At 60.2% G+C, this 23,031-nt stretch carries 20 protein-coding genes and 1 pseudogene; 13 read left to right on the top strand and 8 right to left on the bottom strand.

Annotated features, from left to right (window positions below; genetic code table 11):
* Window positions 1–15: 15 nt before the first annotated feature.
* Complete coding sequence (locus tag E4O98_RS08060; protein WP_005790244.1) at window positions 16–1,338, top strand: putative porin; 1,323 nt, start codon at window positions 16–18, stop codon at window positions 1,336–1,338.
* 35 nt (window positions 1,339–1,373) lie between these two features.
* Here the strand turns inward: E4O98_RS08060 and E4O98_RS08055 are convergent, their stop codons facing one another.
* The 5 genes from E4O98_RS08055 to aceK form a co-directional block, all read right to left on the bottom strand.
* On the bottom strand, window positions 1,374–1,607 hold the full coding sequence (locus E4O98_RS08055; RefSeq protein ID WP_032879977.1) for a zf-HC2 domain-containing protein: 234 nt from the start codon (window positions 1,605–1,607) through the stop codon (window positions 1,374–1,376).
* On the bottom strand, window positions 1,601–2,215 hold the full coding sequence (locus tag E4O98_RS08050; protein WP_005790248.1) for an RNA polymerase sigma factor: 615 nt from the start codon (window positions 2,213–2,215) through the stop codon (window positions 1,601–1,603). Before E4O98_RS08050 ends, E4O98_RS08055 begins: the two co-directional genes overlap by 7 nt.
* Before the next feature lie 123 nt (window positions 2,216–2,338).
* Entirely contained in the window at window positions 2,339–3,460 is a 1,122-nt protein-coding gene (locus E4O98_RS08045) for a beta-ketoacyl-ACP synthase III (protein WP_005790250.1), read from the bottom strand.
* A gap of 252 nt (window positions 3,461–3,712) precedes the next feature.
* Complete coding sequence (gene hrpA / locus E4O98_RS08040; protein WP_248134656.1) at window positions 3,713–7,624, bottom strand: ATP-dependent RNA helicase HrpA; 3,912 nt, start codon at window positions 7,622–7,624, stop codon at window positions 3,713–3,715.
* Window positions 7,625–7,802: 178 nt separating this feature from the next.
* Window positions 7,803–9,512, bottom strand: a complete 1,710-nt coding sequence (gene aceK / locus E4O98_RS08035) for a bifunctional isocitrate dehydrogenase kinase/phosphatase (protein ID WP_248092011.1) — start codon at window positions 9,510–9,512, stop codon at window positions 7,803–7,805.
* A gap of 153 nt (window positions 9,513–9,665) precedes the next feature.
* Between aceK and E4O98_RS08030 the strand changes: the two genes are divergently transcribed.
* Entirely contained in the window at window positions 9,666–10,550 is an 885-nt protein-coding gene (locus E4O98_RS08030; protein WP_032879973.1) for a DMT family transporter, read from the top strand.
* Window positions 10,551–10,620: 70 nt separating this feature from the next.
* Here E4O98_RS08030 and E4O98_RS08025 read toward each other — a convergent pair whose 3' ends face one another.
* Window positions 10,621–11,481, bottom strand: coding sequence for a DMT family transporter (locus E4O98_RS08025; RefSeq protein WP_248134654.1), 861 nt, complete (start codon window positions 11,479–11,481; stop codon window positions 10,621–10,623).
* Window positions 11,482–11,902: 421 nt separating this feature from the next.
* Here E4O98_RS08025 and E4O98_RS08020 point away from each other — a divergent pair, with 421 nt between their 5' ends.
* The gene (locus tag E4O98_RS08020; protein WP_032879970.1) at window positions 11,903–12,694 is read left to right on the top strand and encodes a CPBP family intramembrane glutamic endopeptidase; all 792 of its coding nucleotides are present in this window, start codon (window positions 11,903–11,905) and stop codon (window positions 12,692–12,694) included.
* 151 nt (window positions 12,695–12,845) lie between these two features.
* The gene (locus tag E4O98_RS08015; RefSeq protein WP_032879969.1) at window positions 12,846–14,411 is read left to right on the top strand and encodes a PAS domain-containing methyl-accepting chemotaxis protein; all 1,566 of its coding nucleotides are present in this window, start codon (window positions 12,846–12,848) and stop codon (window positions 14,409–14,411) included.
* A 102-nt stretch (window positions 14,412–14,513) separates the two neighbouring features.
* Here E4O98_RS08015 and E4O98_RS08010 read toward each other — a convergent pair whose 3' ends face one another.
* Window positions 14,514–15,206 carry an alpha/beta family hydrolase gene (locus E4O98_RS08010; protein ID WP_032879967.1) on the bottom strand — a complete coding sequence of 231 codons (693 nt, stop codon included), beginning with the start codon at window positions 15,204–15,206 and terminating at the stop codon, window positions 14,514–14,516.
* Between the two features lie 79 nt (window positions 15,207–15,285).
* Between E4O98_RS08010 and ccoN (E4O98_RS08005) the strand changes: the two genes are divergently transcribed.
* The 9 genes and pseudogenes from ccoN (E4O98_RS08005) to E4O98_RS07965 form a co-directional block, all read left to right on the top strand.
* The gene (gene ccoN / locus E4O98_RS08005; RefSeq protein WP_005790268.1) at window positions 15,286–16,710 is read left to right on the top strand and encodes a cytochrome-c oxidase, cbb3-type subunit I; all 1,425 of its coding nucleotides are present in this window, start codon (window positions 15,286–15,288) and stop codon (window positions 16,708–16,710) included.
* A 10-nt stretch (window positions 16,711–16,720) separates the two neighbouring features.
* Complete coding sequence (gene ccoO / locus E4O98_RS08000) at window positions 16,721–17,329, top strand: cytochrome-c oxidase, cbb3-type subunit II (RefSeq protein ID WP_003193159.1); 609 nt, start codon at window positions 16,721–16,723, stop codon at window positions 17,327–17,329.
* Between the two features lie 3 nt (window positions 17,330–17,332).
* The gene (locus E4O98_RS07995; RefSeq protein ID WP_032879966.1) at window positions 17,333–17,533 is read left to right on the top strand and encodes a CcoQ/FixQ family Cbb3-type cytochrome c oxidase assembly chaperone; all 201 of its coding nucleotides are present in this window, start codon (window positions 17,333–17,335) and stop codon (window positions 17,531–17,533) included.
* Window positions 17,530–18,477 (top strand): cytochrome-c oxidase, cbb3-type subunit III, encoded by a 948-nt coding sequence (gene ccoP / locus E4O98_RS07990; protein WP_005790271.1) that lies wholly within the window; start codon window positions 17,530–17,532, stop codon window positions 18,475–18,477. The genes E4O98_RS07995 and ccoP (E4O98_RS07990) overlap by 4 nt, the downstream gene beginning before the upstream one ends.
* A 353-nt stretch (window positions 18,478–18,830) precedes the next feature.
* Window positions 18,831–20,273 carry a cytochrome-c oxidase, cbb3-type subunit I gene (gene ccoN, locus E4O98_RS07985; RefSeq protein WP_078822029.1) on the top strand — a complete coding sequence of 481 codons (1,443 nt, stop codon included), beginning with the start codon at window positions 18,831–18,833 and terminating at the stop codon, window positions 20,271–20,273.
* Window positions 20,273–20,881, top strand: a complete 609-nt coding sequence (gene ccoO / locus E4O98_RS07980; protein WP_003193167.1) for a cytochrome-c oxidase, cbb3-type subunit II — start codon at window positions 20,273–20,275, stop codon at window positions 20,879–20,881. Before ccoN (E4O98_RS07985) ends, ccoO (E4O98_RS07980) begins: the two co-directional genes overlap by 1 nt.
* A gap of 5 nt (window positions 20,882–20,886) precedes the next feature.
* Window positions 20,887–21,072, top strand: a complete 186-nt coding sequence (locus tag E4O98_RS07975; RefSeq protein ID WP_005790274.1) for a CcoQ/FixQ family Cbb3-type cytochrome c oxidase assembly chaperone — start codon at window positions 20,887–20,889, stop codon at window positions 21,070–21,072.
* The gene (gene ccoP / locus E4O98_RS07970; protein ID WP_248134652.1) at window positions 21,069–22,046 is read left to right on the top strand and encodes a cytochrome-c oxidase, cbb3-type subunit III; all 978 of its coding nucleotides are present in this window, start codon (window positions 21,069–21,071) and stop codon (window positions 22,044–22,046) included. Before E4O98_RS07975 ends, ccoP (E4O98_RS07970) begins: the two co-directional genes overlap by 4 nt.
* Window positions 22,047–22,114: 68 nt before the next feature.
* Window positions 22,115–22,225 (top strand): annotated as a pseudogene (locus tag E4O98_RS07965) (VapC toxin family PIN domain ribonuclease); the annotation flags it as partial.
* Window positions 22,226–22,320: 95 nt separating this feature from the next.
* On the opposite strand, the gene E4O98_RS07960 reads toward E4O98_RS07965, so the two are convergent.
* Window positions 22,321–22,818 (bottom strand): hypothetical protein, encoded by a 498-nt coding sequence (locus E4O98_RS07960; RefSeq protein WP_146097863.1) that lies wholly within the window; start codon window positions 22,816–22,818, stop codon window positions 22,321–22,323.
* Window positions 22,819–23,031: the final 213 nt, after the last annotated feature.

The raw sequence follows: 23,031 nt of genomic DNA, 5'->3' as shown, positions 1-23,031 counted from the left end.
CTTTCGGAGATTGATATGCGTCTTGCTTCCACTAAAACTGCGGCGCTCCTGTGTGGCGGCCTGTTGCTGGCCCTGAGCGTACCGGCCAGCGCTGCAGTCGACGCTAAATTGCTCGACATGCTCAAGGCCAACGGCCAGATCACCGCGTCGCAGTACACAGAACTGCAAGCGGAACTGGCCAAGGACCAGAAAGAACAGCAGATCGCACGCCAAGCTCAGCAAGAGACCAACGAGCAGATCGCAGCCACTGCGAAAAAAACCAACGAGCTGAGCAGCTTCGACCAAAAGCTGGCCTGGGCCGCCAAGACTCAATTCAAGGGTGATGTACGCTTCCGCCAGGAAACCATCAAGATTGATGGCGAACCCAACAACGGTGGGCGTGACAAAGACCGTCAACGTATCCGCGCCCGCCTGGGTGCCTACACCGAAATCAACCCGCAGGTGGACACCGGTATCCGTATCGCCACCGGCGGTGGTGACGATGCGCGTTCTACCAACCAGGATCAGGACGGCTACTTCGATAAAAAATCGATCTGGCTGGACCTCGGTTACATCGACTACCACCCGGACCAGATCAAGAACCTGCACGTGATCGGCGGCAAGATGCTTCAGCCTTGGGTAAACATGGGCGACGTGATCTGGGATAGCGATATCAACCCTGAAGGCCTGGCCGTCACCTACAAATACCCACTGGGCAGCAGCGCCGAACTGTTCGGCAGCCTGGGTAACTACAACCTCAAGGACAACGTCGACGGCGACGGCGTGCAGTTCCGCCACGACCTGCGCCTGACGTCCGGCCAGTTGGGTACGCGTTTCTCGGTCACCGACAACCTGAAAATGACCCTGGGCGGCAGCGTCTACGCCTACAAAAATGACGAGGACAGCCGCTGCACAACCACTACCACACCTTGCGCGTTGGCGGTCAACGGCAACTCAGCCAACAACGAGTTCCGCCTGTACGAAGGCTTTGCCCAGGCAGACATCGGCGGCTTGGCAGTGCCACTGTCGTTCTACGGCCAATACGTGAAAAACAACGATGCCGTGACCGACCAGGACACCGCGTGGTTGCTGGGTGCCAAGTCCAAGGTGTTCGGTTTCAACCTGGACTACAACTACCGCGATGTTCAGCGTAATGCCGTCGTAGGCGCGTTCACCGATTCGGACTTCGCCAACGGTACCACCGGTTCGCGCGGCCACAAGATGAAGGTCAGCTACGACATCGACAAGAACTTCGCCCTGGGCGCCACCTACTTCCTGACCAAGGCGGACTACGCCAGCCGTACCCAGCGGGATGCCAACACCAACACCCTGCAGCTGGATGCTGAAGCCAAGTTCTAACCGTTACTGTAGGAGCGAGCTTGGTGAGCTCGCTCCTACATATCCTTACGGCGCTCGGCTGCCATCTGTTCAGCCAGCGCATCAGCACCGTCCACCGGCTCCTGCGGCATACGCTTGAGCGTCGCCTGCAACAGGCGCATCTGCCGGATAAACCGTCGGCAGTTCGGGCAGAACATCAAGTGATGACGCACCATCAGACGTTCACGGAAGGTCAATTGACCATCCAGATAGTCACTGGAGCGCGCTACTTGCTCTTTACAGGTCAACATTCGCCCGTCTCCTCAAAATGCTCCACCGTAGCAAAGACTTTAAGCCGTGCTCGATGCAGGAGCACACGAACGTTGGAGAGCGAAAGGCTCAGAAGATTACAGATTTCCTCCAGTTCCAGACCCTGGCGTTCACGCAACACCAGCACGCTGCTTTGCAGTTCGGACAAACTCAGAATCGTATGCTCCAGGCATTTGCGCAGTTCATCTTCGGTCAGCAGCGCTTCAGGGGTGTCCTGGTGCCAGGCATACGGGGCGACAGCCCAATGGCCATCATCCGGGCTGAAGCGATCATCACCAATGGTGCCGTGGGGCGAAGGCAAATCGTCGAGCAGCACTTCCCGACGATTCTGTTTGTAACGTCCCTTGGCGGCGTTGGCGGTAATGGTCAATAACCATGTCTTGAGGCTCGATCGCCCTTCGAATCTGGCCAGGTTGCGTACGACCGAAACCCAGGCGTCTTGCACGATTTCGTCGGCGTGGCGCTGACCGACGATGGCGTAGGCCACCGCCCGCATTGCGCTCTGGTAAGTGGTGACCAATTCCTTGTAGGCCCGCTGCTCACCCTTGAGCAGGCGTTCAAGCAGGTGCGCGTCGTCCGCTGCTGCCATTCAAACCTCTATTTAAAAGTGCACACCCGGTCCTGTGGGAGCTGGCTTGCCTGCGATGCAGACACCTCGGTGTATCAGTCACACCACAGTGATGCCATCGCACGCAAGCCAGCCCCCACACAATCAGCGTTTGCGCAGGATCACACTGCCAATCGAATACCCGGCGCCAAAGGAGCTGAGTACGGCAACCGAGCCCTTGGGCAAGTCATCCTGGTAAGTGTGAAACGCAATCACCGAGCCGGCCGAGCTGGTATTGGCGTAAGTATCGAGGATCACTGGCGCTTCTTCCACCGACGCGTCGCGCCCCAGCAGCTTTTTCACGATCAGGTGGTTCATGCTCAGGTTGGCCTGGTGCAGCCAGAAGCGCTTCACATCGGTCACACTCAACTGATTTTCCGCCAGGTGCGCGCCGATCAATTCGGCCACCATCGGGCAGACATCGCGAAACACCTTGCGGCCTTCCTGCACGAACAGCTTGTCGGGGGCACCGACACCTTCTTCCGCCGTGCGATTGAGGAAGCCGAAATTGTTGCGGATGTTGTTGGAGAACTTGGTCAGCAGCTTTGTACTCACCACATCGAACTGGTGCTCGGACGTCGCCAGGTCAGCGCGTTCCAGGATCACCGCAGTGGCGGCGTCACCGAAGATGAAGTGGCTGTCGCGATCGCGGAAGTTCAGGTGGCCGGTGCAGACTTCCGGGTTGACCATCAGGATCGCCCGGGCCTGGCCCAACTGGATGCTGTTGGCCGCGTTCTGGATGCCAAAGGTGGCCGAAGAACACGCCACGTTCATGTCAAAACCGAAGCCCTGGATACCCAAGGCTTCCTGGACTTCAATGGCAATCGCCGGGTAGGCACGTTGCAGGTTGGAACAGGCAACGATCACGCCATCAATGTCGGCGGCGGTCTTGCCGGCGCGTTGCAGGGCTTGTTCGGCGGCACCGACCGCCATCTGGCAGAGCACCGACCATTCGTCGTTGCTACGCTCGGGCAGGCGTGGCGCCATGCGCTGCGGATCGAGGATGCCGTCCTTGTCCATCACAAAACGGCTCTTGATGCCGGATGCCTTTTCGATGAATGCCGCGCTCGACTCCGTCAGCGCCTGCACCTCGCCACGCTCGATGGCGGCGGCGTTGTCTGCGTTGAACTGTTGCACATAGGCATTGAAAGACTGCACCAGCTCTTCGTTGGAGATGCTGTTGGCCGGGGTGTACAGGCCAGTGCCGCTGATGACGACGTTATGCACGGTCGTTCCTCTAAATCTGTCAGGCAGAAGATATTGGTACCATCGTACCAAACTTAAAGTCGTTTGATTCCGTCCAGCAGGCATCAAACTGGCGACGCTTTATTCAATCTTGTAACCGCGAAGTTTGCCACAACCCTGGAGATTTGGCGCTATAGGCCAGACAAACACCTTGAATGTGGGAGGGGCGGTGCGACGATTCGACTTGCTCCCTCCCACATTTGGCCCTGCCCGGATCGGGAAACCCGGAAAGGTTCAGGGCTCTACCTGGCTCCACTGCTTGCTCAAGCGTTTATCGGAAATCGGTACCTTGGTGCCCAACTGCTGGGCAAACAACGACACCCCGTATTCCTCCAGCCACCAGCGGTAAAGCTCCAACTGTGGGTCACGCTTGCCTTCCTGGGCGTGTTTGTTCAAGCGGTTCTGGTATTGAGCCCACAGGCCGCCCAATTCGCTGCTCCACACGCGGTCCTTTTGCACCTGGCTCGGCAGTTTTTCCAGGCGCAGTTCGATAGCCTTGAGATAGCGCGGCAGCTCCTTGAACCATTGCGCCGGGGTTTCGCGCACAAAACCTGGGTACACCAGGTTGCTCAGTTGCTGCTTGATATCATTCAAGGCCACCGCCTGGGCCAGGTCGATCTTGCCTTTGAAGCGCTTTTGCAGGCCGTGCCAGAGTTTCAGCACCTCCAGGGTCAGGCGTGCCAGGCGCTCGGCGTGTTCGGTCCAACCGCTACGCTTGCGCTCGGCCAGGGCAGCCAGGCCCGCGCCATCACGCGGCAGGCTGTCTTCGCCCTCAAGTACACAGGTGTCGAGGCTGGCCAGCAGAATGTCTTCCACCAACGCGTCAATACGCCCCAGTTCGCGGTACATCAAGCCCAGCTCGGTCAGGCCCGGCAATTTGCCGCGCAGGAATTTCGCCGGTTCCGCCAGTTGTTGCATCAGCAGGCGCTGCAACGCACGGCGATGCTGGAACTCGGCTTCGGCGGCGGTGGAGAAACGCCCTTCCTTGACCGTGCCGTTCTCTTCCACCAGCGCCGGGTACACCGTCATCGACAGGCCGGCGATGTTTTGCTGGGTCTTTTCAGCCACCGCCGCGAACACCTTGGCTTCTACCGGCTGTTGGCTTTTCGCGGTTTGCGGTACGGCCAACGCGGCCTGGCTGGCCTCTGCAAAACGTGCGGTCAGTTCGGCCAGGTCGCGACCTTCGCCAAGGAACTTGCCTTGGCCGTCGACCACTTCCAGGTTCATCTTCAGGTGGCTTTCTACCTGCTGCGCCGCTTCGGCCCAGGCTTCATCGCTGACCCGCGCACCGGTCATGCGCAGCAACTCGCGCCCCAGCGCCTGGGGCAGCGAGCCCTGGCCGAATTCGATGCGTTGCAGCGCCGCCTTGACGAAGTCCGGCACCGGCACGAAGTTCTTGCGCAATGCCTTGGGCAGGTTGCGTACCAACGCGATGCATTTGGCTTCGATCACGCCCGGCACCAGCCACTCCAGGCGCTCGGCCGGCAACGCCGGCAGCAACGGCGCAGGTACACGCAGGGTGACGCCATCGCGAGGGTGGTTGGGTTCGAAGTGGTAGCTCAAGGCCAACGCCAGGTCACCCAGGTGCAAGGTGTCCGGATAATGCGCAGCGGTAACCTCACTGGCCTCGCGGGCCAGCACATCTTCTTCGCGCATGATCAGCAGTTGCGGGTCTTTCTGGCTGTTGACCTTGTACCAGCTGTCGAACGTGGCGGTCTGGTGAATCTCCGCTGGCAGGCGCGCATCGTAGAACGCGTAGAGGGTTTCTTCGTCGGCGAGGATGTCGCGGCGGCGTGCCTTTGCCTCCAGTTCGTCGAGCTGCTCCAGCAATAGCTGGTTGGCCGCCAGGCACTTGGCCCGGGACTGAATCTCGCCGCGTACCAGGCCCTCACGAATAAACAACTCGCGAGACACCACCGGGTCAATCGGCCCGTAATGCACCGGCCGGCGCCCGACCACAATCAGCCCGAACAGGGTGATCTGCTCAAACGCCACCACCTGGCCGCGCTTCTTCTCCCAATGGGGCTCGAAGTGGTTTTTCTTGATCAGGTGCCCGGCCAGCGGCTCGATCCAGTCGGCATCGATCTTCGCCACCATGCGCGCATAGAGCTTGGTGGTTTCCACCAGCTCGGCAGTCATCAGCCATTGCGGGCGCTTCTTGCCGATACCGGACGAGGGGTGGATCCAGAAACGCCGCTGCCGCGCACCGAGGTAATCGCCGTCTTCGGTCTTCTGGCCGATCTGGCTGAGCAGGCCGGACAGCACCGCCTTGTGCAGTTTGGGGAAGTCCGCAGGCTCTTTATTGATGTTCAGCTGCATGTCGCGGCAGATCAGGCTCAACTGGCGATGGGAGTCGCGCCACTCGCGCAGGCGCAGGTAGTTGAGGAAGTTCTTGCGACACCAGTTGCGCAGCGGGCTGGCGGTCAGTTCCTGGCGCTGCTCTTCAAAGCCGCGCCACAGGTTGACCAGCCCGGCGAAGTCCGAATCCGGATCTTTCCACTGAGCGTGGGCCTGGTCGGCGGCCTGTTGACGCTCCGGTGGGCGCTCGCGCGGGTCCTGGATAGACATGGCGCTGGCCACGATCAGCACTTCCTGCAAGCTGCCCAGCTTGGCCGCTTCGAGCAACATGCGGCCCATGCGCGGGTCCACCGGCAAGCGTGCAAGCTGGCGGCCCAACGGCGTGAGCTGGCTGTTACGGTCCACCGCCGAGAGTTCCTGCAGCAGGTTGAAACCGTCGCTGATCGCCTTGCCATCTGGCGGTTCGATAAACGGGAAATCGGTGATTTCGCCCAGGCGCAGGTGCAGCATCTGCAGGATCACGGCGGCGAGGTTGGTACGCAGGATTTCCGGGTCGGTGAATTCCGGGCGCCCGATAAAATCTTCTTCGCTGTACAGGCGCACGCAAATGCCCGGCTCAACCCGGCCGCAACGGCCTTTACGCTGGTTGGCGCTGGCCTGGGAGATCGCCTCGATCGGCAGGCGCTGCACCTTGGCGCGGTAGCTGTAGCGGCTGATGCGCGCCGTGCCGCTGTCGATCACATAGCGAATGCCCGGCACCGTCAGCGAGGTTTCCGCAACGTTGGTCGCCAGTACCACGCGCCGGCCTGGGTGGGATTGGAAAATGCGCTGTTGCTCGGCCGGTGACAGCCGTGCGTACAACGGCAAAATCTCGGTGTGCTTGAGCTGGGCCTTGCGCAGCATGTCGGCGGCATCACGAATCTCGCGCTCTCCGGGCAGAAACACCAGCACATCGCCGGGGCTGCGTCGCTCGCTGCGCTCATAGGCGGCGATTTCATCGAGGGTGGCGAGGATCGCCTGGTCGACGGTCAAGTCATCCTCGACGCGGTTGCCCTCTTCGTCCTGTTCCAGGGTCAGTGGGCGATACCAGGTGTCCACCGGGAAAGTACGGCCCGAGACCTCGACAATCGGCGCATCGTCGAAGTGCTTGGAAAAGCGCTCCAGGTCGATGGTCGCCGAGGTGATGATGACTTTCAGGTCAGGGCGACGCGGCAGCAGGGTCTTGAGGTAGCCGAGCAGAAAGTCGATGTTCAGGCTGCGTTCATGGGCTTCGTCGACGATGATCGTGTCGTAGCGTTCCAGATAACGGTCGTTCTGGGTTTCGGCCAGCAGGATGCCGTCGGTCATCAGTTTGATCAGGGTGTTGGAATCACTTTGGTCTTCGAAACGCACCTGATAGCCGACCAAGGCGCCCAATGGCGTGGCCAGCTCTTCAGCGACACGGCTGGCGACGCTGCGCGCTGCGATCCGGCGCGGCTGGGTGTGGCCGATCAGGCCGTACTGGCCGCGGCCGATTTCCAGGCAGATTTTCGGCAACTGGGTGGTCTTGCCCGAGCCGGTCTCGCCGGCAATGATCAACACCTGGTGTTTGAGCAGCGCGTCCTTGATCTCATCGCGCTTGGCGGCAATCGGCAGGCTGTCGTCGTAGCGAATTACCGGCAGGCTGGCGCGCCGCGCCGTGACCTGGGCACAGGATGCCTGCATCCGCGCCACCCACTGCGCCAGCTTGTCCTCATCGGGTTTCTTGCGCAGCTCAAGCAACTGCCGGCGCAAGCGGTGGCGGTCGGCGAGCATGGCGTGGTCGAGGGTTTTGAGCAGTTGGTCGATGGTGGGTGCTTGGTCAGTCATCAGCTACTTCGACGGTCATCTATGTTATGCGCGGCCGGCAAGTGTGGCAGAAAATCGACTTATCTGGCAGGTCAAACATGTGGGAGGGGGCTTGCTCCCGATGAAGGTGGGTCAGCCAATGAAGGTGTTGACTGATTCACCGTCATCGGGAGCAAGCCCCCTCCCACAAGAGAAAGCGTTATAGCGGGTCTTTTCGGCGATAGGGGAATACGTCGATAACCTTACCGGCGCGAATCGCGTCCTGCAGGCCCTTCCAGTAATCGGCGTTGTACAGCTCGCCATGCAGCTCGTCGAACAACTTGCGCTGGCCAGCGTCGGCAAACAGGAACGGCGGGAACTCTTCGGGGAATACGTCCAGCGGGCCGATGGAGTACCAGGGCTCTGAGGCCATTTCGTCCTCGGGGGTGCGCGGTGCGGGAATATGGCGGAAGTTGGCTTCGGTCAGAAAGCAGATTTCATCGTAGTCGTAGAACACCACGCGGCCATGACGGGTGACGCCGAAGTTTTTCAGCAGCATGTCGCCGGGGAAGATATTCGCCGCCGCCAGTTGCTTGATTGCCAGGCCGTAGTCTTCCAGGGCTTCGCGCACCTGGGCGGGGTTGGCGTTGTCGAGGTAGAGGTTGAGCGGGGTCATGCGCCGCTCGGTCCAGCAGTGGCGGATCAGCACGCTGTCGCCTTCCACTTCGACCGTGCCGGCCGCGACTTCCAGCAGCTCGGCCAGGCACTCGGGCTCGAACTTGCTCAAGGGGAAACGAAAGTCGGCGAATTCCTGGGTGTCAGCCATGCGCCCTACCCGGTCGACACTCTTAACCAGCCGGTACTTCTCGATCACCGTGGCGCGGTTGACGTTTTTCGACGGTGAAAAACGGTCCTTGATGATCTTGAACACGGTGTTGAAGCCCGGCAGCGTGAACACGCTCATGACCATGCCGCGCACGCCGGGGGCCATGATGAACTGATCGTCGGTGGTGGCCAGGTGGTTGATGAGTGCGCGGTAGAATTCGGACTTGCCGTGCTTGTAGAAACCAATGGAGGTGTACAGCTCGGCAATGTGCTTGCCCGGCAGGATGCGCTTGAGAAAACCGATGAATTCGGCAGGCACCGGCACGTCGACCATGAAATAGGAACGGGTGAACGAGAAGATGATCGACACGTCGGCTTCGTCGGTGATCAACGCATCGATCTGGATGCCGCGCCCTTCGCGGTGCAGCAACGGGATGACCAACGGCCACTGTTCGTCGCGGGTATAAATGCGCCCTACGAGATAGGCGCCTTTGTTGCGGTAGAGCACGGAGGAAAACAGCTCGACCTTGAGGTCCGGGTCTTTGCATACCCAATCCGGCAGGTTTTCCCGCAGCTGGGCTTCGAGGCGACGCAGGTCGGCAGGAAGGTCGGCGTAAGGCTCGCTGAAGCTGTAGTCAGAGAAAATCTGCGCCAGCATGTCTGATATTTTACCGGCCGGCGTGTAGACCCGGGTTTGCGCCGCCCGCGCCCGGCGCAGGCTCGGCCGGGTGGTGTGGATGAACATGCAGCCGTCGCTGATCAGGTCATGGCTGAACAGGCCGCAGAAGATCGAGTTGTACCAGGTCTCGGACAATTCATCGTCAAAGCGCAGGTCGATCAGGCCGATATAGGCGCTTTTCACCAGGGGCCACAGCTCGATGTCCTGCAGCGCACCCGCTTCGAAACCGGCGCGCAGGCGGGCAGTGACCTCGGCAACTTTCTCTTCATACAGGTTGATGCGTGCCGCAGACGCCGCCTGCCCTTGCTGCCACTGGGCCTTCTCGAAACGCTCGCGGGCCCCATCGGTGATCTGGCGAAAGTGCTCACGGTAATCGTCGAAACCGTCGAGGATCATCCGGGCGATAGCGAGGGCGGGCTGCGACATGCGGGAAACCTCGAACGGGTAGCGGGAAGCTCAGAGCTTAGCCAGTGAACGCTGGCAGGAGAAGGAGGATTTTTAAGGGGCCGTCGTAGTTAGCGATTGTGTCGGCCTGAGCACTGGGCAACACTCCCCGCCTGATTGGCGTAGGAGTTTTCCGTGAGACCTGTTGACACCCTCTACTTGCTGGGACTGGCTGCCATCTGGGGCGCGAGTTTCCTGTTTATGCGCATCATTGCGCCGGAAATCGGCACAGTGCCGACTGCGTTTTTCCGCGTGTCGATCGCCGCCGCCGGGTTGCTGGTGATTCTGGCGATGCTGCGCGTGAGCTGGGATTTCCAGGGCAAGTTCAAGACCGTTTTGCTGTTGGGGGTGATCAACTCCGGGATTCCGGCGACCATGTATTCAGTGGCAGCGCAGGTACTGCCGGCGGGTTATTCGGCGATTTTCAACGCCACCACGCCGCTGATGGGCGTGCTGATTGGCGGGTTGTTTTTCAGCGAGCGCCTGACACCGTCGAAAATAGCGGGCGTTGCCTTGGGGCTGTTTGGCGTCGCCGTGCTCACGCGTGCGGGGCCAGTGGCCTTTGATTTGCAATTGTTGATGGGCGCGTTGGCGTGCCTGCTGGCGACCACCTGCTACGGTTTTGCCGGTTTCCTGGCACGACGCTGGCTGGATCAGCGCGGCGGGCTGGACAGTCGCCTGTCGGCCTTGGGCAGTATGCTCGGCGCTACCTTGTTTCTATTGCCGCTCTTTGCCTACAGCGCCATCAGCCATCCACCGGCAAGTTGGGGCGGCTGGCAGGTGTGGGCGTCGCTGCTGGGCTTGGGGCTGGTGTGTACGGCGTTCGCCTACATTTTGTACTTCCGCCTGCTGTCATCCATTGGCCCGGTCAAGTCGATGACCGTGACCTTTATGATTCCGCCGTTCGGCGTGCTGTGGGGGGCGTTGCTGTTGGATGAGCCGCTGTCCATGGCTCACCTGTATGGCGGGGTGCTGATTGCCGGGGCGTTGTGGTTGGTACTGCGCCCGCAAAAACTATAGGAGCGTCCCCCTGCTCCTGGGGGTGCTTCGCCCCCCAGCGCAAGCAAGCTTGCTCCTATAGGGATAGGTTTTAGTTTTTACGGAATACAAACACCAAGCCGACGATGATCAACGCCATTCCCAGCACGCTTAACAGCGCAAGGCGATTGCCGAAGATCAGGTAGTCCATTACCGCCGTCACCGCTGGCACCAGATAGAACAAACTGGTGACATTCACCAGGTTGCCGCGGGCGATCAGCCTATACAGCAACAGCGTCGCCAGCACTGACACCACCAATCCCATCCACAGCACCGGCAGGTAAAAGCCCCAACTGTGCTCGAAATGGAAGGGCTGGAACGGCACGAACACCGCACACAACAGCATCCCGGCCAGGTATTGCAACGGCAACGTGCCCAAGGGGTTGTCGGTGATGCGCTTTTGCATGATCGAGCCAAACGTCATGCTCGCCAGCGCCAGCAGCCCGAACAGCATCCCGGCCAGGGACATGCCCGCCAGCCCGATGCCCTGGTACACCACCATGATCAACCCGGCCAGGCCCAACCCCAGGCCGAACAACCGGCGTAACGAGCGCTGACGCTCCATCAGCACCACGGTGAGGATCGGCTGGACGCCCATGATGGTCGCCATCACCCCGGGGGTGACTTTGAGGTCCAGGGCCAGCAGATAGAAAATCTGGTAGGCCCCCAACAACACCAGGCCCGTCGCCGCCGCATACAGCATGGGCTTGCCGGGACGTGGCAGCTTCAACTTGAGGATCGGCACCAGCACCACCAACCCCACTAGGGCGATGGCAAAGCGGATCAGCAGAAAGGCAAAGGGCGAAGCATGGGCCAGGCCCAACTTGGAGAAGATCGCCCCGCTGCTCCACAGCAAGACAAACACGCTCGTCGAGGCCGCCGCGGCCACGGATTGTTTCGAAAGAACAGACATGAGTTACCACCTGTTATCAGGCAAAAAAGCCGATTCAGTAAGGACTGAATTTCAGTAGGTTTTTTTCAGGCAGGCACAGGGGAACAGCAAACAGCTGATCAGCCCGAAATGCCAACGCCCGGCGGTGATACGACTGCGTACACCGGCGTGCTACTGACAGGTGGGGGGTAGTGACTGATCTGCGCAGGCTGCTTTGCGCCGCACGGCACGACCACAGCGTTGACCGCTGAATCGACTACCGCTATGCGCTGGGAAGCTGGCATGTGCTGATCTTTTTGAAGGGAGAAAGACGCGACGACTATAACCAGCCGCAAACATACTTTGCAATCCTTTCCCCCTTGCCTCGTACGTGGAGGCGTTTTCATGCCCTCGAACCAGACCACTCGCTATAATGCCGCCCGGTTTTTGTTAAGGATTTCACATGATTGCTCTGCCCTGGCTGTACCTCACACTACTTTGCATTGGCTATGTCACGGCCTTGATCTACGGCCAACTGGGCATACTGGCGGCGGTGTCAGTGGCGCTGTTGCTGGTGGCCGGCTACGCCGTACGCCAGCAACGCACTCCTTGGGCACGCTACCTGGGCCACGGCTTGTTTATCGTCCTGGCCCTGGGGCTGGCGATGCACTGGCTGCCGGGTTTCTACAATGGCCGAGGTATTGCACCCCAGCGTTTTACCCCGGACTCAGTGCCCTTCTCGATGTACCTGAACCAGGACAAACCCCTGATCGGCTTCTGGCTGTTGCTGGCCTGCCCGTGGATTGTGGCGCGACGTTCATTGCGCCTGTCGATCTGCGTCACCGCCCTGGCACTGACCCTGACCGCCATCGCTGCCCTGGGTGGCGCGGCCCTGATGGGGATGATCAGTTGGGCCCCCAAATGGCCGGACCAGGCATGGCTGTGGGTACTCAATAACCTGCTGCTGGTGACGCTGGTGGAAGAAGCGCTGTTTCGTGGCTATGTTCAGGGCGGCCTGAGCCAGCGCTTCAAACACCTGCCCTACGGCGAGAACCTCGTGCTGCTGCTGGCCTCGCTGTTATTCGGCCTGGCGCATTTTGGTGCGGGTTGGCAATGGGTAATGCTGGCGAGTATTGCCGGGGTCGGTTACGGCCTGGCGTATCGCTTTGGCGGGCTCGGCGCAGCGATTGCCACGCACTTTGGCTTGAATCTGCTGCACTTCGGGCTGTTCACCTACCCGATGCTGGCCGGCTGAGCCTTTCTTGCTGTAGGAGCGAGTTGTTGTGGCGAGGGAGCTTGCTCCCTCACCACAGCCAGCCCACTGCTCCCAGGATTGTTGCAAAAATAAGTTAAATAAATGCCCGCCATGGCCGATACCCCCTGAAAGCCTTGCGGATTGAACAATCATGCGTAATAACCAACCCGTTACCCAGCGCGAACGTACCTTCCCCGCTCAGCAACGGTTGATCTCCACCACAGATGCCAAGGGTGTCATTACCTACTGCAACGACGCGTTTGTCGAAATCAGTGGGTTCACCCGCGACGAACTGATCCGTGCCCCGCACAACCTGGTGCGCCACCCGGATGTGCCCTCGGCCGTGTTCGCGCACATGTGGTCCACGCTCAAACAAGGCTTGCCATGGATGGGCATTGTCAAGAATCGCTGCAAGACCGGTGACCATTACTGGGTTAACGCCTATGTGACTCCGGTGTTCGACGGCAACCAGGTGATCGGCTACGAATCGGTGCGCATCAAGCCCACCGCCGAGCAGATCCGCCGGGCCGAGGCGCTCTATCAACGCATCAACCAGGGCAAGTCGGCCATCCCCCAGCGCGACAAATGGCTGCCGGTGCTACAGGACTGGCTGCCGTTTATCCTGGTCAGCCAACTGAGCTTCATGATCGGCGCCACCCTGACCTCCCAGTGGGGCTTTGCCCTGGCTGCGGCGCTATCGGTGCCGTTGGGCCTGCTGGGCCTGAGCTGGCAGCAGCGCGGCCTCAAGCGCTTGCTGCGGCTGGCCGAGCAGACCACCTCCGATCCGTTGATCGCGCAGATGTACACCGACAGCCGTGGCGCCCAGGCCCGACTGGAAATGTCGATCCTCAGCCAGGAAGCGCGCCTGAAGACCTGCCTGACCCGTCTGCAGGACACCGCCGAGCACCTCAACGACCAAGCGGCGCAGTCCAACACCCTGGCGCACAGCAGCTCCAGCGGCCTGGAACGTCAGCGCGTGGAAACCGAACAGGTGGCCACCGCCGTCAACCAGATGGCCGCGACCACCCAGGAAGTCGCCAGCCATGTGCAGCGCACCGCCGATGCCACCCAGGAAGCCAACCGCCTGACCGGTCGCGGCCGAGATATCGCCGGGGAAACCCGCGAGGCGATCCAGCGACTGTCGGTGGCCGTGGGCGAGACGGGCGTGACCGTCACCCAACTGGCCAAGGACAGCGATGAAATCGGCGGTGTGGTCGATGTGATCAAAGGCATCGCCGACCAGACCAACCTGCTGGCGCTCAATGCCGCTATCGAAGCCGCGCGTGCCGGTGAGATGGGCCGTGGATTTGCGGTGGTCGCCGATGAAGTGCGCCAACTGGCGCAGCGTACGGCCGAATCCACCGGGCAGATCCATACCCTGATCGCCAAGCTGCAACACACGGCGGCTGCGGCTGTGCAAACCATGGACGCCGGGCATCGCCAGGCTGAAGAGGGTGTAGCGCGGGTGATGGAAGCGGATCAGGCGTTGGTGGGCATCAGTGAGGCGGTGGCCAATATCACCGACATGACCACCCAGATTGCCGCTGCTACCGAAGAGCAAAGCGCCGTGGCCGAGGAGATCAGCCGCAATATCAGCACCATCGCGCTGTTGGCAGATCAAACTTCAGAGCAGGCGATGAACTCGGCGCAGTTGAGTGAGGAGTTGACGCATACCGCCAATACCCAGTACTCGCTGGTGGAGCGTTTTAACCGATAAACCGCTATCGCAGGCAAGCCAGCTCCCACACTGGACGGTATTCACCGATAGAAATAGGTGAACCCAGTCCAATGTGGGAGCTGGCTTGCCCCCGATAGGGCCCTAACAGGCCCTGAGAAACTCAGCCACCTGCACCGCCGCCGCCTCCAAGTGCTGCTCATGGCTGAACCCCGAAGCCTTCAACGGCTTCAAGTCATGATCGCCCGCCACCAACCACATCACTTCAATACTCTCTGACAACTCATAATCCTGCACCGCTGCCCGATTGCCCAAGGCATCACGCTCGCCCTGCACAATCAACGTTGGCGTCGTAAGCGCAGCCAAGTGCTCCACCCGGGGTTTCTCTGGCTTGCCCACCGCATAGAACGGATAGCCCAGGCACACCAACCCATCGGCGCCCAGTTCATCGGCCAGTAAACTGGCCATCCGCCCACCCATGGACTTGCCGCCAACTGCCAGTTTCCCAGCGACATGACGTCGCACCTCGCCATACACCTCGCGCCAGCACTCCAGCAGTTTCGGCGCCGGATTCGGCGGGCGCTTGCCGCCATCCATACGGCGCTGGGCCATGTACGGGAACTCGAAGCGCACCACGTTCACGCCATGCCCGGCAAGGCGTGCCGCCATGTCGTTCATGAACGCCGAGTCCATCGGTGCCCCGGCGCCGTGGGCCAGGATCAGAGTGACCGGCTCGCCCGAAGCCGTGCCCGTGGCGACATCCCACAGCCAGCCGCGTTCGCGCACACACTGCGCCCATTGATCCCCGTCAATACTGGCCTTGTGCTCTTTGCCCATGCTTGCCTCGCTTTTTAGTCTGCCTATAACTCCAGCCCAAGTGCCGCACTTGCTTGGGTTGAACCGTGGATGGGGAACCATGAACACTACTTTAAGTACCGCCTATAACTACAAGGTGGTCCGCCAATTCGCCATTATGACGGTGGTGTGGGGCATCGTCGGCATGGGGCTCGGGGTTTTTCTCGCCGCCCAATTGGTTTGGCCTGCGCTCAACTTCGATTTACCCTGGACCAGCTTCGGCCGCCTGCGCCCGTTGCACACCAATGCGGTGATTTTCGCCTTCGGTGGCTGCGCGCTGTTCGCCAGCTCCTTCTACTCGGTACAACGCACCTGCCAGACTCAGCTGTTCGCACCAAAAGTGGCCGCGTTCTGCTTCTGGGGCTGGCAGCTGGTGATTTTGCTGGCCGCAATCAGCCTGCCGCTGGGCTACACCAGTTCCAAGGAATACGCCGAGCTGGAATGGCCGATCGATATCCTGATCACCATCGTCTGGGTCGCCTATGCCATCGTGTTCTTCGGCACGATCATGAAGCGCAAGACCAAGCACATCTACGTCGGTAACTGGTTCTTCGGTGCGTTCATCATCACCGTGGCCATCCTGCATATCGTCAATAACCTGGAAATCCCGGTCAGCCTGACCAAGTCCTACTCGCTGTACGGCGGTGCGACGGATGCCATGGTGCAATGGTGGTATGGGCACAACGCGGTAGGCTTTTTCCTCACCGCAGGCTTCCTGGGGATGATGTACTACTTCGTACCCAAGCAGGCCGAGCGTCCGGTGTATTCCTATCGCTTGTCGATCGTGCACTTCTGGGCGCTGATCACCCTGTACATCTGGGCCGGCCCTCACCACTTGCACTACACCGCCTTGCCGGACTGGGCGCAGTCCCTGGGCATGGTGATGTCACTGGTGCTGCTGGCGCCAAGCTGGGGCGGCATGATCAACGGCATGATGACCCTCTCGGGTGCCTGGCATAAGTTGCGCAGCGACCCGATCCTGCGCTTCCTCGTTGTGTCCCTGGCCTTCTACGGCATGTCGACCTTCGAAGGTCCGATGATGGCGATCAAGACCGTCAACGCTCTCTCCCACTACACCGACTGGACCATCGGCCACGTACACGCCGGGGCGCTGGGCTGGGTGGCGATGATCTCCATCGGCGCGCTGTACCACATGATCCCGAAAGTCTTCGGTCGCGAGCAGATGTACAGCCTCGGCCTGATCAACGCGCACTTCTGGCTGGCCACCATCGGCACCGTGCTCTACATCGCCTCGATGTGGGTCAACGGCATCGCCCAGGGCCTGATGTGGCGTGCGGTCAACGAAGACGGCACCTTGACCTACTCCTTCGTCGAAACCCTGGTGGCCAGCCACCCTGGCTTCATCGTGCGGCTGGTGGGCGGTGCGATCTTCCTCACCGGCATGTTGCTGATGGCTTACAACACGTGGCGCACCGTGCGTTCGGCGCAGCCAGCCGAAATCAGCGCCGCAGCGCAGATGGCCTGAGGAGTCGATGATGAAACACGAAACGATTGAAAAAAACGTCGGCCTGCTGATGCTGCTGATGGTGCTCGCCGTGAGCATCGGCGGCCTGACCCAGATCGTCCCGCTGTTCTTCCAGGACGTGACCAACAAGCCGGTGGAAGGCATGAAGCCCTACACCGCGCTGCAGCTGGAGGGCCGCGACATCTACATCCGCGAAGGCTGCGTGCAGTGCCACTCGCAGATGATCCGCCCGTTCCGCGCCGAGACCGAGCGCTACGGTCACTACTCGGTGGCCGGCGAAAGCGTTTGGGACCACCCGTTTCTGTGGGGCTCCAAGCGCACCGGGCCGGACCTGGCCCGCGTCGGCGCACGCTACTCGGACGACTGGCACCGCGCGCATTTGTACAACCCGCGCAACGTGGTGCCGGAGTCGAAAATGCCGGCCTATCCGTGGTTGGTCACCGCCGCCGTCGACAGCAGCCACACCGAGACCAAATTGAAAGTGATGCGTACCCTCGGCGTGCCTTACACCGACGACGACATCAACGGCGCGGTCGCCAGCCTCAAGGGCAAGACCGAGATGGACGCGCTGGTTTCCTACCTGCAAGTGCTCGGCACCGCCATCAAGAGCAAGAGGTGAGCCATGGGATTTGAATTCGATGCGGGCACCATCCGCGGCCTCGGCACACTGGTGGTCGCCATCGCCTTTATCGGCCTGTCGCTGTGGGTGTTCAGCCCACGGCGCAAGTCGGAGTTTGACGATGCGACCATGCTGCCGTTTGCCGATGAACCCTCCCCAACCGACGCTCAAGCAGAGCCAGTAACAAGGAGCACTCGGCCATGACTACTTTTTGGAGTACATGGATCTGCGTATTGACCCTCGGCAGCCTGATCGGCCTGACCTGGCTGTTGGTCGGCACCCGCAAGGGCGAAACCAAGGGCAGCGTCGACCAGACCATGGGCCATGCCTTCGACGGTATCGAGGAGTACGACAACCCGCTGCCCCAGTGGTGGTTCATGCTGTTCGCCGGCACGCTGGTATTTGCCGTCGGCTACCTGATTCTCTACCCGGGCCTGGGCAACTGGAAAGGCGTGCTGCCGGGCTATGAAGATGGCTGGACCCAGACCAAGGAATGGGACAAGGAAATGGCCAAGGCCGACGCCAGGTTCGGGCCGATCTTCGCCAAGTTCGCGGCGATGCCCGTGGAAGAAGTCGCCAAGGACCCACAAGCGTTGAAGATGGGCGGTCGCCTGTTCGCCTCCAACTGCGCGGTGTGCCACGGCTCGGATGCCAAGGGCGCCTATGGCTTCCCGAATCTGGCAGACAGCAACTGGCGCTGGGGTGGTTCGGCCGAAGCGATCAAGGCTACCATCATGGCCGGTCGCCACGCGGCCATGCCGGCCTGGGGTGAAGTGCTGGGCGAGGACGGGGTGAAAAACGTCGCCGCCTATGTGCGCCACGACCTGGCCAAGCTGCCCTTGCCGGCGGACAACACCGCTGACCTGGCCGCGGGCCAAGCCGCATTCAGCACCACCTGCGTGGCTTGCCATGGCCCACAAGGCCACGGCGTGGAAGCCATGGGCGCGCCGAACCTGACCGAACCAAGCGGGTTTATCTACGGCACCAGCCTGGCGCAGTTGCAGCAGACCATCCGCCATGGTCGCCAGGGCCAGATGCCGGCCCAGGAAGTGCTGCAGGGTAATGACAAGGTGCATCTGCTGGCGGCGTACGTGTATAGCCTGTCCCATAATGCTGATGGTGCAACGCCAGACAGCCAACCGCAGTAAAAGCTCTACCTGTGGCGAGGGAGCTTGCTCCCTCGCCACAGGCATAAGTCGCGACCAAGTGTCGCACCCTCGCAACACCCAACTTTCCCCCCCTCCCATTCGGGTCTACGCTTGTTCCCACAGTGGAGCAATTCTGGCGTAGGCGACGGTATCCGTTGCGCCCCCTAAAATTCCTGTCCACTTGATCAGCTTTCTATTTCGGATTTAATCCTTACGCCAAACATGGAAAGGGCGCAGAATCTGGCGTGGAACGCATTGATACAGGTCAGCCATTGCGTTGCAATGGCCCCTCGCTTTCTACATACTTGCGACCGATTTTACCTATAAAAAAACCTAAACCGTGGAACCTTAGAATGAGCACAGCAATCAGTCCGACTGCTTATAACTATAAGGTAGTCCGCCAGTTCGCCATCATGACGGTGGTCTGGGGGATCCTTGGCATGGGGCTCGGGGTGTTCATCGCCTCGCAACTGGTCTGGCCGCAATTGAATTTCGACCTGCCCTGGACGACCTTCGGTCGTTTGCGCCCGCTGCACACCAACCTGGTGATCTTCGCCTTCGGTGGCTGTGCACTGTTTGCCACCTCCTACTACGTGGTGCAACGCACCTGCCAGACGCGATTGATCTCGGATAGCCTGGCCGCGTTCACTTTCTGGGGCTGGCAGGCGGTTATCGTCGGCGCCATCATCAGCCTCCCACTGGGCTACACCACCACCAAGGAATACGCCGAGCTGGAATGGCCGATCGCGATTCTGCTCGCCATCGTCTGGGTGACCTACGCGGTGGTGTTCTTCGGCACCATCGTCAAGCGCAAGACCAAGCACATTTATGTGGGCAACTGGTTCTACGGGGCGTTCATCCTGGTCACGGCGATGCTGCACATCGTCAACCACGCGTCCTTGCCGGTCAGCCTGTTCAAGTCCTACTCGGCCTACTCTGGCGCGACGGACGCGATGATTCAATGGTGGTACGGCCACAACGCCGTAGGCTTTTTCCTCACCACCGGCTTCCTGGGGATGATGTATTACTTCGTGCCCAAGCAGGCCGAGCGCCCGATCTACTCCTATCGCCTGTCCATCGTGCACTTCTGGGCGCTGATCACCCTGTACATCTGGGCCGGCCCCCACCACCTGCACTACACCGCCTTGCCGGATTGGGCACAGTCCCTGGGCATGGCGATGTCGATCATCCTGCTGGCACCAAGCTGGGGCGGCATGATCAACGGCATGATGACCCTGTCGGGCGCCTGGCATAAGCTGCGCACCGACCCGATCCTGCGCTTTCTGGTGGTGTCGCTGGCGTTCTACGGCATGTCGACCTTTGAAGGGCCGATGATGGCGATCAAGACCGTCAACTCGCTGTCCCACTACACCGACTGGACCATCGGCCACGTACATGCCGGCGCACTGGGCTGGGTAGCGATGATCTCCATCGGCGCGCTGTACCACATGATCCCCAAACTGTTCGGCCGCGCTCAGATGCACAGCGTCGGGCTGATCAATGCGCACTTCTGGCTGGCGACCATCGGCACCGTGCTCTACATCGCTTCGATGTGGGTCAACGGCATCACCCAGGGCCTGATGTGGCGTGCGATCAATGATGACGGCACCCTCACCTACTCCTTCGTCGAAGCGCTGCAAGCCAGCCACCCGGGCTTTATCGTGCGTGCCCTGGGCGGTGCATTCTTTGCCAGCGGCATGTTGTTGATGGCCTACAACGTCTGGCGCACCGTACGTGCCTCCGACCCGGCGCAAGCCGAAGCCGCCGCCAAGATCGCCGTTGTGGGAGCCCACTGATGAAGCATGAAGTAGTCGAGAAGAATATCGGCCTGCTGGCCTTCTTCATGGTCATCGCCGTGAGTATCGGCGGCCTGACCCAGATCGTGCCGCTGTTTTTCCAGGACGTGACCAACAAGCCGGTCGAAGGCATGAAGCCGCGTACCGCCCTTGAACTGGAAGGCCGCGACGTCTACATCGCCAACGGTTGCGTGGGCTGCCACTCGCAGATGATCCGCCCGTTCCGCGCCGAAACCGAACGCTACGGCCACTATTCGGTCGCCGGTGAAAGCGTGTGGGACCACCCGTTCCTGTGGGGTTCCAAGCGCACCGGCCCGGACCTGGCCCGGGTCGGCGGGCGTTACTCCGATGACTGGCAGCGTGCGCACTTGTACAACCCGCGTAACGTGGTGCCGGAGTCGAAAATGCCGGCGTACCCGTTCCTCGTGGAAAACAAGCTCGACGGCAAGGACACCGCGAAGAAGATGGAAGTCTTGCGCACCCTGGGCGTGCCCTACACCGACGAAGACATCGCCGGTGCAGCGGCCGCTGTGAAGGGCAAGACCGAAATGGACGCACTGGTGGCCTACCTGCAGGGCCTTGGCACCATCATCAAAAGCAAACGGTGACCTACATGGATATCGGGATGATTCGTGGCCTGGGCACCGTTGTGGTGATGGTGGCCTTTGTCGGCCTGGCGCTGTGGGTGTTCAGCCCGCGGCGCAAGTCGGAGTTTGACGACGCGACCATGCTGCCCTTTGCAGATGATCCCGAAGCCATCAAGCACGTCGAGCAAGCTTCTAGGAGTAACAAAGAATGACTACGTTCTGGAGTCTGTACGTCACAGTCCTCAGTCTGGGTACCATCTTCGCCCTGACCTGGCTGCTGCTGTCGACCCGCAAGGGCCAGCGCACCGAGCAGACGGACGAGACCGTCGGCCACTCGTTCGATGGCATCGAGGAGTACGACAACCCACTGCCCAAATGGTGGTTCATGCTGTTTGTCGGCACCATCGTCTTCGCCCTCGGCTACCTGGTGCTCTACCCCGGCCTGGGTAACTGGAAAGGCTTGCTGCCGGGCTATAACTACCTGGACAACGACAAGCAAACCCCCTTTGCCAACGGCCAGACCGGCTGGACCGGCGTGCACGAATGGGAAAAGGAAATGGCCAGATCGGAAGCCAAGTTCGGGCCGATCTTCGCCAAATTCGCATCGATGCCCATTGAAGAGGTGGCCAAGGACCCGCAAGCCCTGAAGATGGGCGGCCGGCTGTTTGCCTCCAACTGCTCGGTGTGCCACGGCTCCGACGCCAAGGGCGCCTACGGTTTCCCTAACCTGACCGACGCTGACTGGCGCTGGGGCGGCGAGCCGGAGACCATCAAGCAAACCATCATGCAAGGCCGCCACGCAGTAATGCCAGGCTGGGCCGAAGTCATCGGCGAGCAAGGCGTGGCTGACGTAGCAGGCTTTGTGGTGACCAACCTCGATGGCCGCAAGCTGCCCGAAGGCGCCAAGGCAGATGTAGCCAACGGCGAGAAACTCTTCGCCGCCAACTGCGTGGCGTGCCACGGCCCGGCCGGTAAAGGCACGCCAGCCATGGGCGCCCCCGACCTGACGCACCCGGGCGCATTCATCTACGGCTCAAGCTTCGCGCAATTGCAACAGACCATTCGTTATGGCCGCCAAGGTCAGATGCCAGCGCAGGAGTTGCTGCAAGGCAATGACAAAGTGCACTTGCTGGCGGCGTACGTGTACAGCCTGTCCCATGGGGATAAGAAGGCAGAAGAGCAATAAATCCTCGCACACAAAAAAGCCCCGCCCAGCGAAAACTGTCGGGGCTATTTTGTTTCTGGCTTGCGAATGACTCGTCGATTGCCGCAACCGCTCTGGTTCATGGGCTTACCGTGGTCACACGCAACGTCAGCGACTTCAAGTCCAGCGGCGTTGCGCTGATCAATCCATGGGGCGAATGACCGTCTTGCGAGCAAAAACCGTCCGTACTTCACAAGTCAATTGATCCAGACAAAGTCCCCCAACTGCAACAGATCATTCGCTCTGGTCGCTGAGATTAATACTTAAACATCTTATTAAATTCCCGTCGGCGATTACGCAACGGCGCATGAAAATTATCCAGCCGCTCCAAATCAAACTTATCAATACTGCCCTCCGATGAGGGAGCACCTACTTTATCAACACCATGGGCACTACAAAGCTTATTCAAAAGTCCGGGCATTAGAAAAATCATCTTAACCAACTCGACGTTCCTTTCCGACACCTCAGGCTTAAACCCGCAAAGCACTTCAACCAAACTCCCAACCGTAATGCGTCCTGGAGAACCTGGATCTTCAAACACGTTGAAGTTTTGCAGCAGTCGTTCCACCACCTCGCCCTCTATCACCTTCGAGTCATCAGGCACTCGATTGCCAGAAAAGGATGGTTGAACGGCAAAACTACGCAACGTCATCGCGCTCGCGGGTACAGCATGATCTGAAGGTGGCAGACCCAAGATAGAGCGCAGATTAAAAACCTCGAAATCTGAAGCATTAAAAACATTATCACTTATCATCTAACACCTCGAAAAAATAGATAAGACCAGCAAAAAAAACCACACACCCATTAGTGAATACCACTTACCAGACAGTTCAATCCGCAGAGCAAAAACATGTAAATGCATGTATACATACTTGGCGACTGGCCACCAGTGAAAACTTCATGCGCAGCAAGTAGTAAACAACCAATCGCACTTGATGCTTGCCTATATATTTACAGCTTATGCCAT

It is taken from the genome of Pseudomonas sp. W2Jun17, from assembly GCF_023127795.1.
GTDB classification, from domain to species: Bacteria; Pseudomonadota; Gammaproteobacteria; order Pseudomonadales; family Pseudomonadaceae; genus Aquipseudomonas; species Aquipseudomonas synxantha_A.
Note: the sequence above shows the minus strand (reverse complement) of the source record. Positions and strands in the feature narration are given on the sequence as shown.

What these genes read in the sequence shown, in the direction of transcription:
- E4O98_RS08060 (WP_005790244.1), top strand. Translation starts at nt 16, where the DNA reads ATGCGTCTTGCTTCCACTAAAACTGCGGCGCTCCTGTGTGGCGGCCTG.
- E4O98_RS08055 (WP_032879977.1), bottom strand. Translation starts at nt 1,607, where the DNA reads ATGTTGACCTGTAAAGAGCAAGTAGCGCGCTCCAGTGACTATCTGGAT.
- E4O98_RS08050 (WP_005790248.1), bottom strand. Translation starts at nt 2,215, where the DNA reads ATGGCAGCAGCGGACGACGCGCACCTGCTTGAACGCCTGCTCAAGGGT.
- hrpA (WP_248134656.1), bottom strand. Translation starts at nt 7,624, where the DNA reads ATGACTGACCAAGCACCCACCATCGACCAACTGCTCAAAACCCTCGAC.
- aceK (WP_248092011.1), bottom strand. Translation starts at nt 9,512, where the DNA reads ATGTCGCAGCCCGCCCTCGCTATCGCCCGGATGATCCTCGACGGTTTC.
- E4O98_RS08025 (WP_248134654.1), bottom strand. Translation starts at nt 11,481, where the DNA reads ATGTCTGTTCTTTCGAAACAATCCGTGGCCGCGGCGGCCTCGACGAGC.
- E4O98_RS08020 (WP_032879970.1), top strand. Translation starts at nt 11,903, where the DNA reads ATGATTGCTCTGCCCTGGCTGTACCTCACACTACTTTGCATTGGCTAT.
- E4O98_RS08015 (WP_032879969.1), top strand. Translation starts at nt 12,846, where the DNA reads ATGCGTAATAACCAACCCGTTACCCAGCGCGAACGTACCTTCCCCGCT.
- E4O98_RS08010 (WP_032879967.1), bottom strand. Translation starts at nt 15,206, where the DNA reads ATGGGCAAAGAGCACAAGGCCAGTATTGACGGGGATCAATGGGCGCAG.
- ccoN (WP_005790268.1), top strand. Translation starts at nt 15,286, where the DNA reads ATGAACACTACTTTAAGTACCGCCTATAACTACAAGGTGGTCCGCCAA.
- ccoO (WP_003193159.1), top strand. Translation starts at nt 16,721, where the DNA reads ATGAAACACGAAACGATTGAAAAAAACGTCGGCCTGCTGATGCTGCTG.
- E4O98_RS07995 (WP_032879966.1), top strand. Translation starts at nt 17,333, where the DNA reads ATGGGATTTGAATTCGATGCGGGCACCATCCGCGGCCTCGGCACACTG.
- ccoP (WP_005790271.1), top strand. Translation starts at nt 17,530, where the DNA reads ATGACTACTTTTTGGAGTACATGGATCTGCGTATTGACCCTCGGCAGC.
- ccoN (WP_078822029.1), top strand. Translation starts at nt 18,831, where the DNA reads ATGAGCACAGCAATCAGTCCGACTGCTTATAACTATAAGGTAGTCCGC.
- ccoO (WP_003193167.1), top strand. Translation starts at nt 20,273, where the DNA reads ATGAAGCATGAAGTAGTCGAGAAGAATATCGGCCTGCTGGCCTTCTTC.
- E4O98_RS07975 (WP_005790274.1), top strand. Translation starts at nt 20,887, where the DNA reads ATGGATATCGGGATGATTCGTGGCCTGGGCACCGTTGTGGTGATGGTG.
- ccoP (WP_248134652.1), top strand. Translation starts at nt 21,069, where the DNA reads ATGACTACGTTCTGGAGTCTGTACGTCACAGTCCTCAGTCTGGGTACC.
- E4O98_RS07960 (WP_146097863.1), bottom strand. Translation starts at nt 22,818, where the DNA reads ATGATAAGTGATAATGTTTTTAATGCTTCAGATTTCGAGGTTTTTAAT.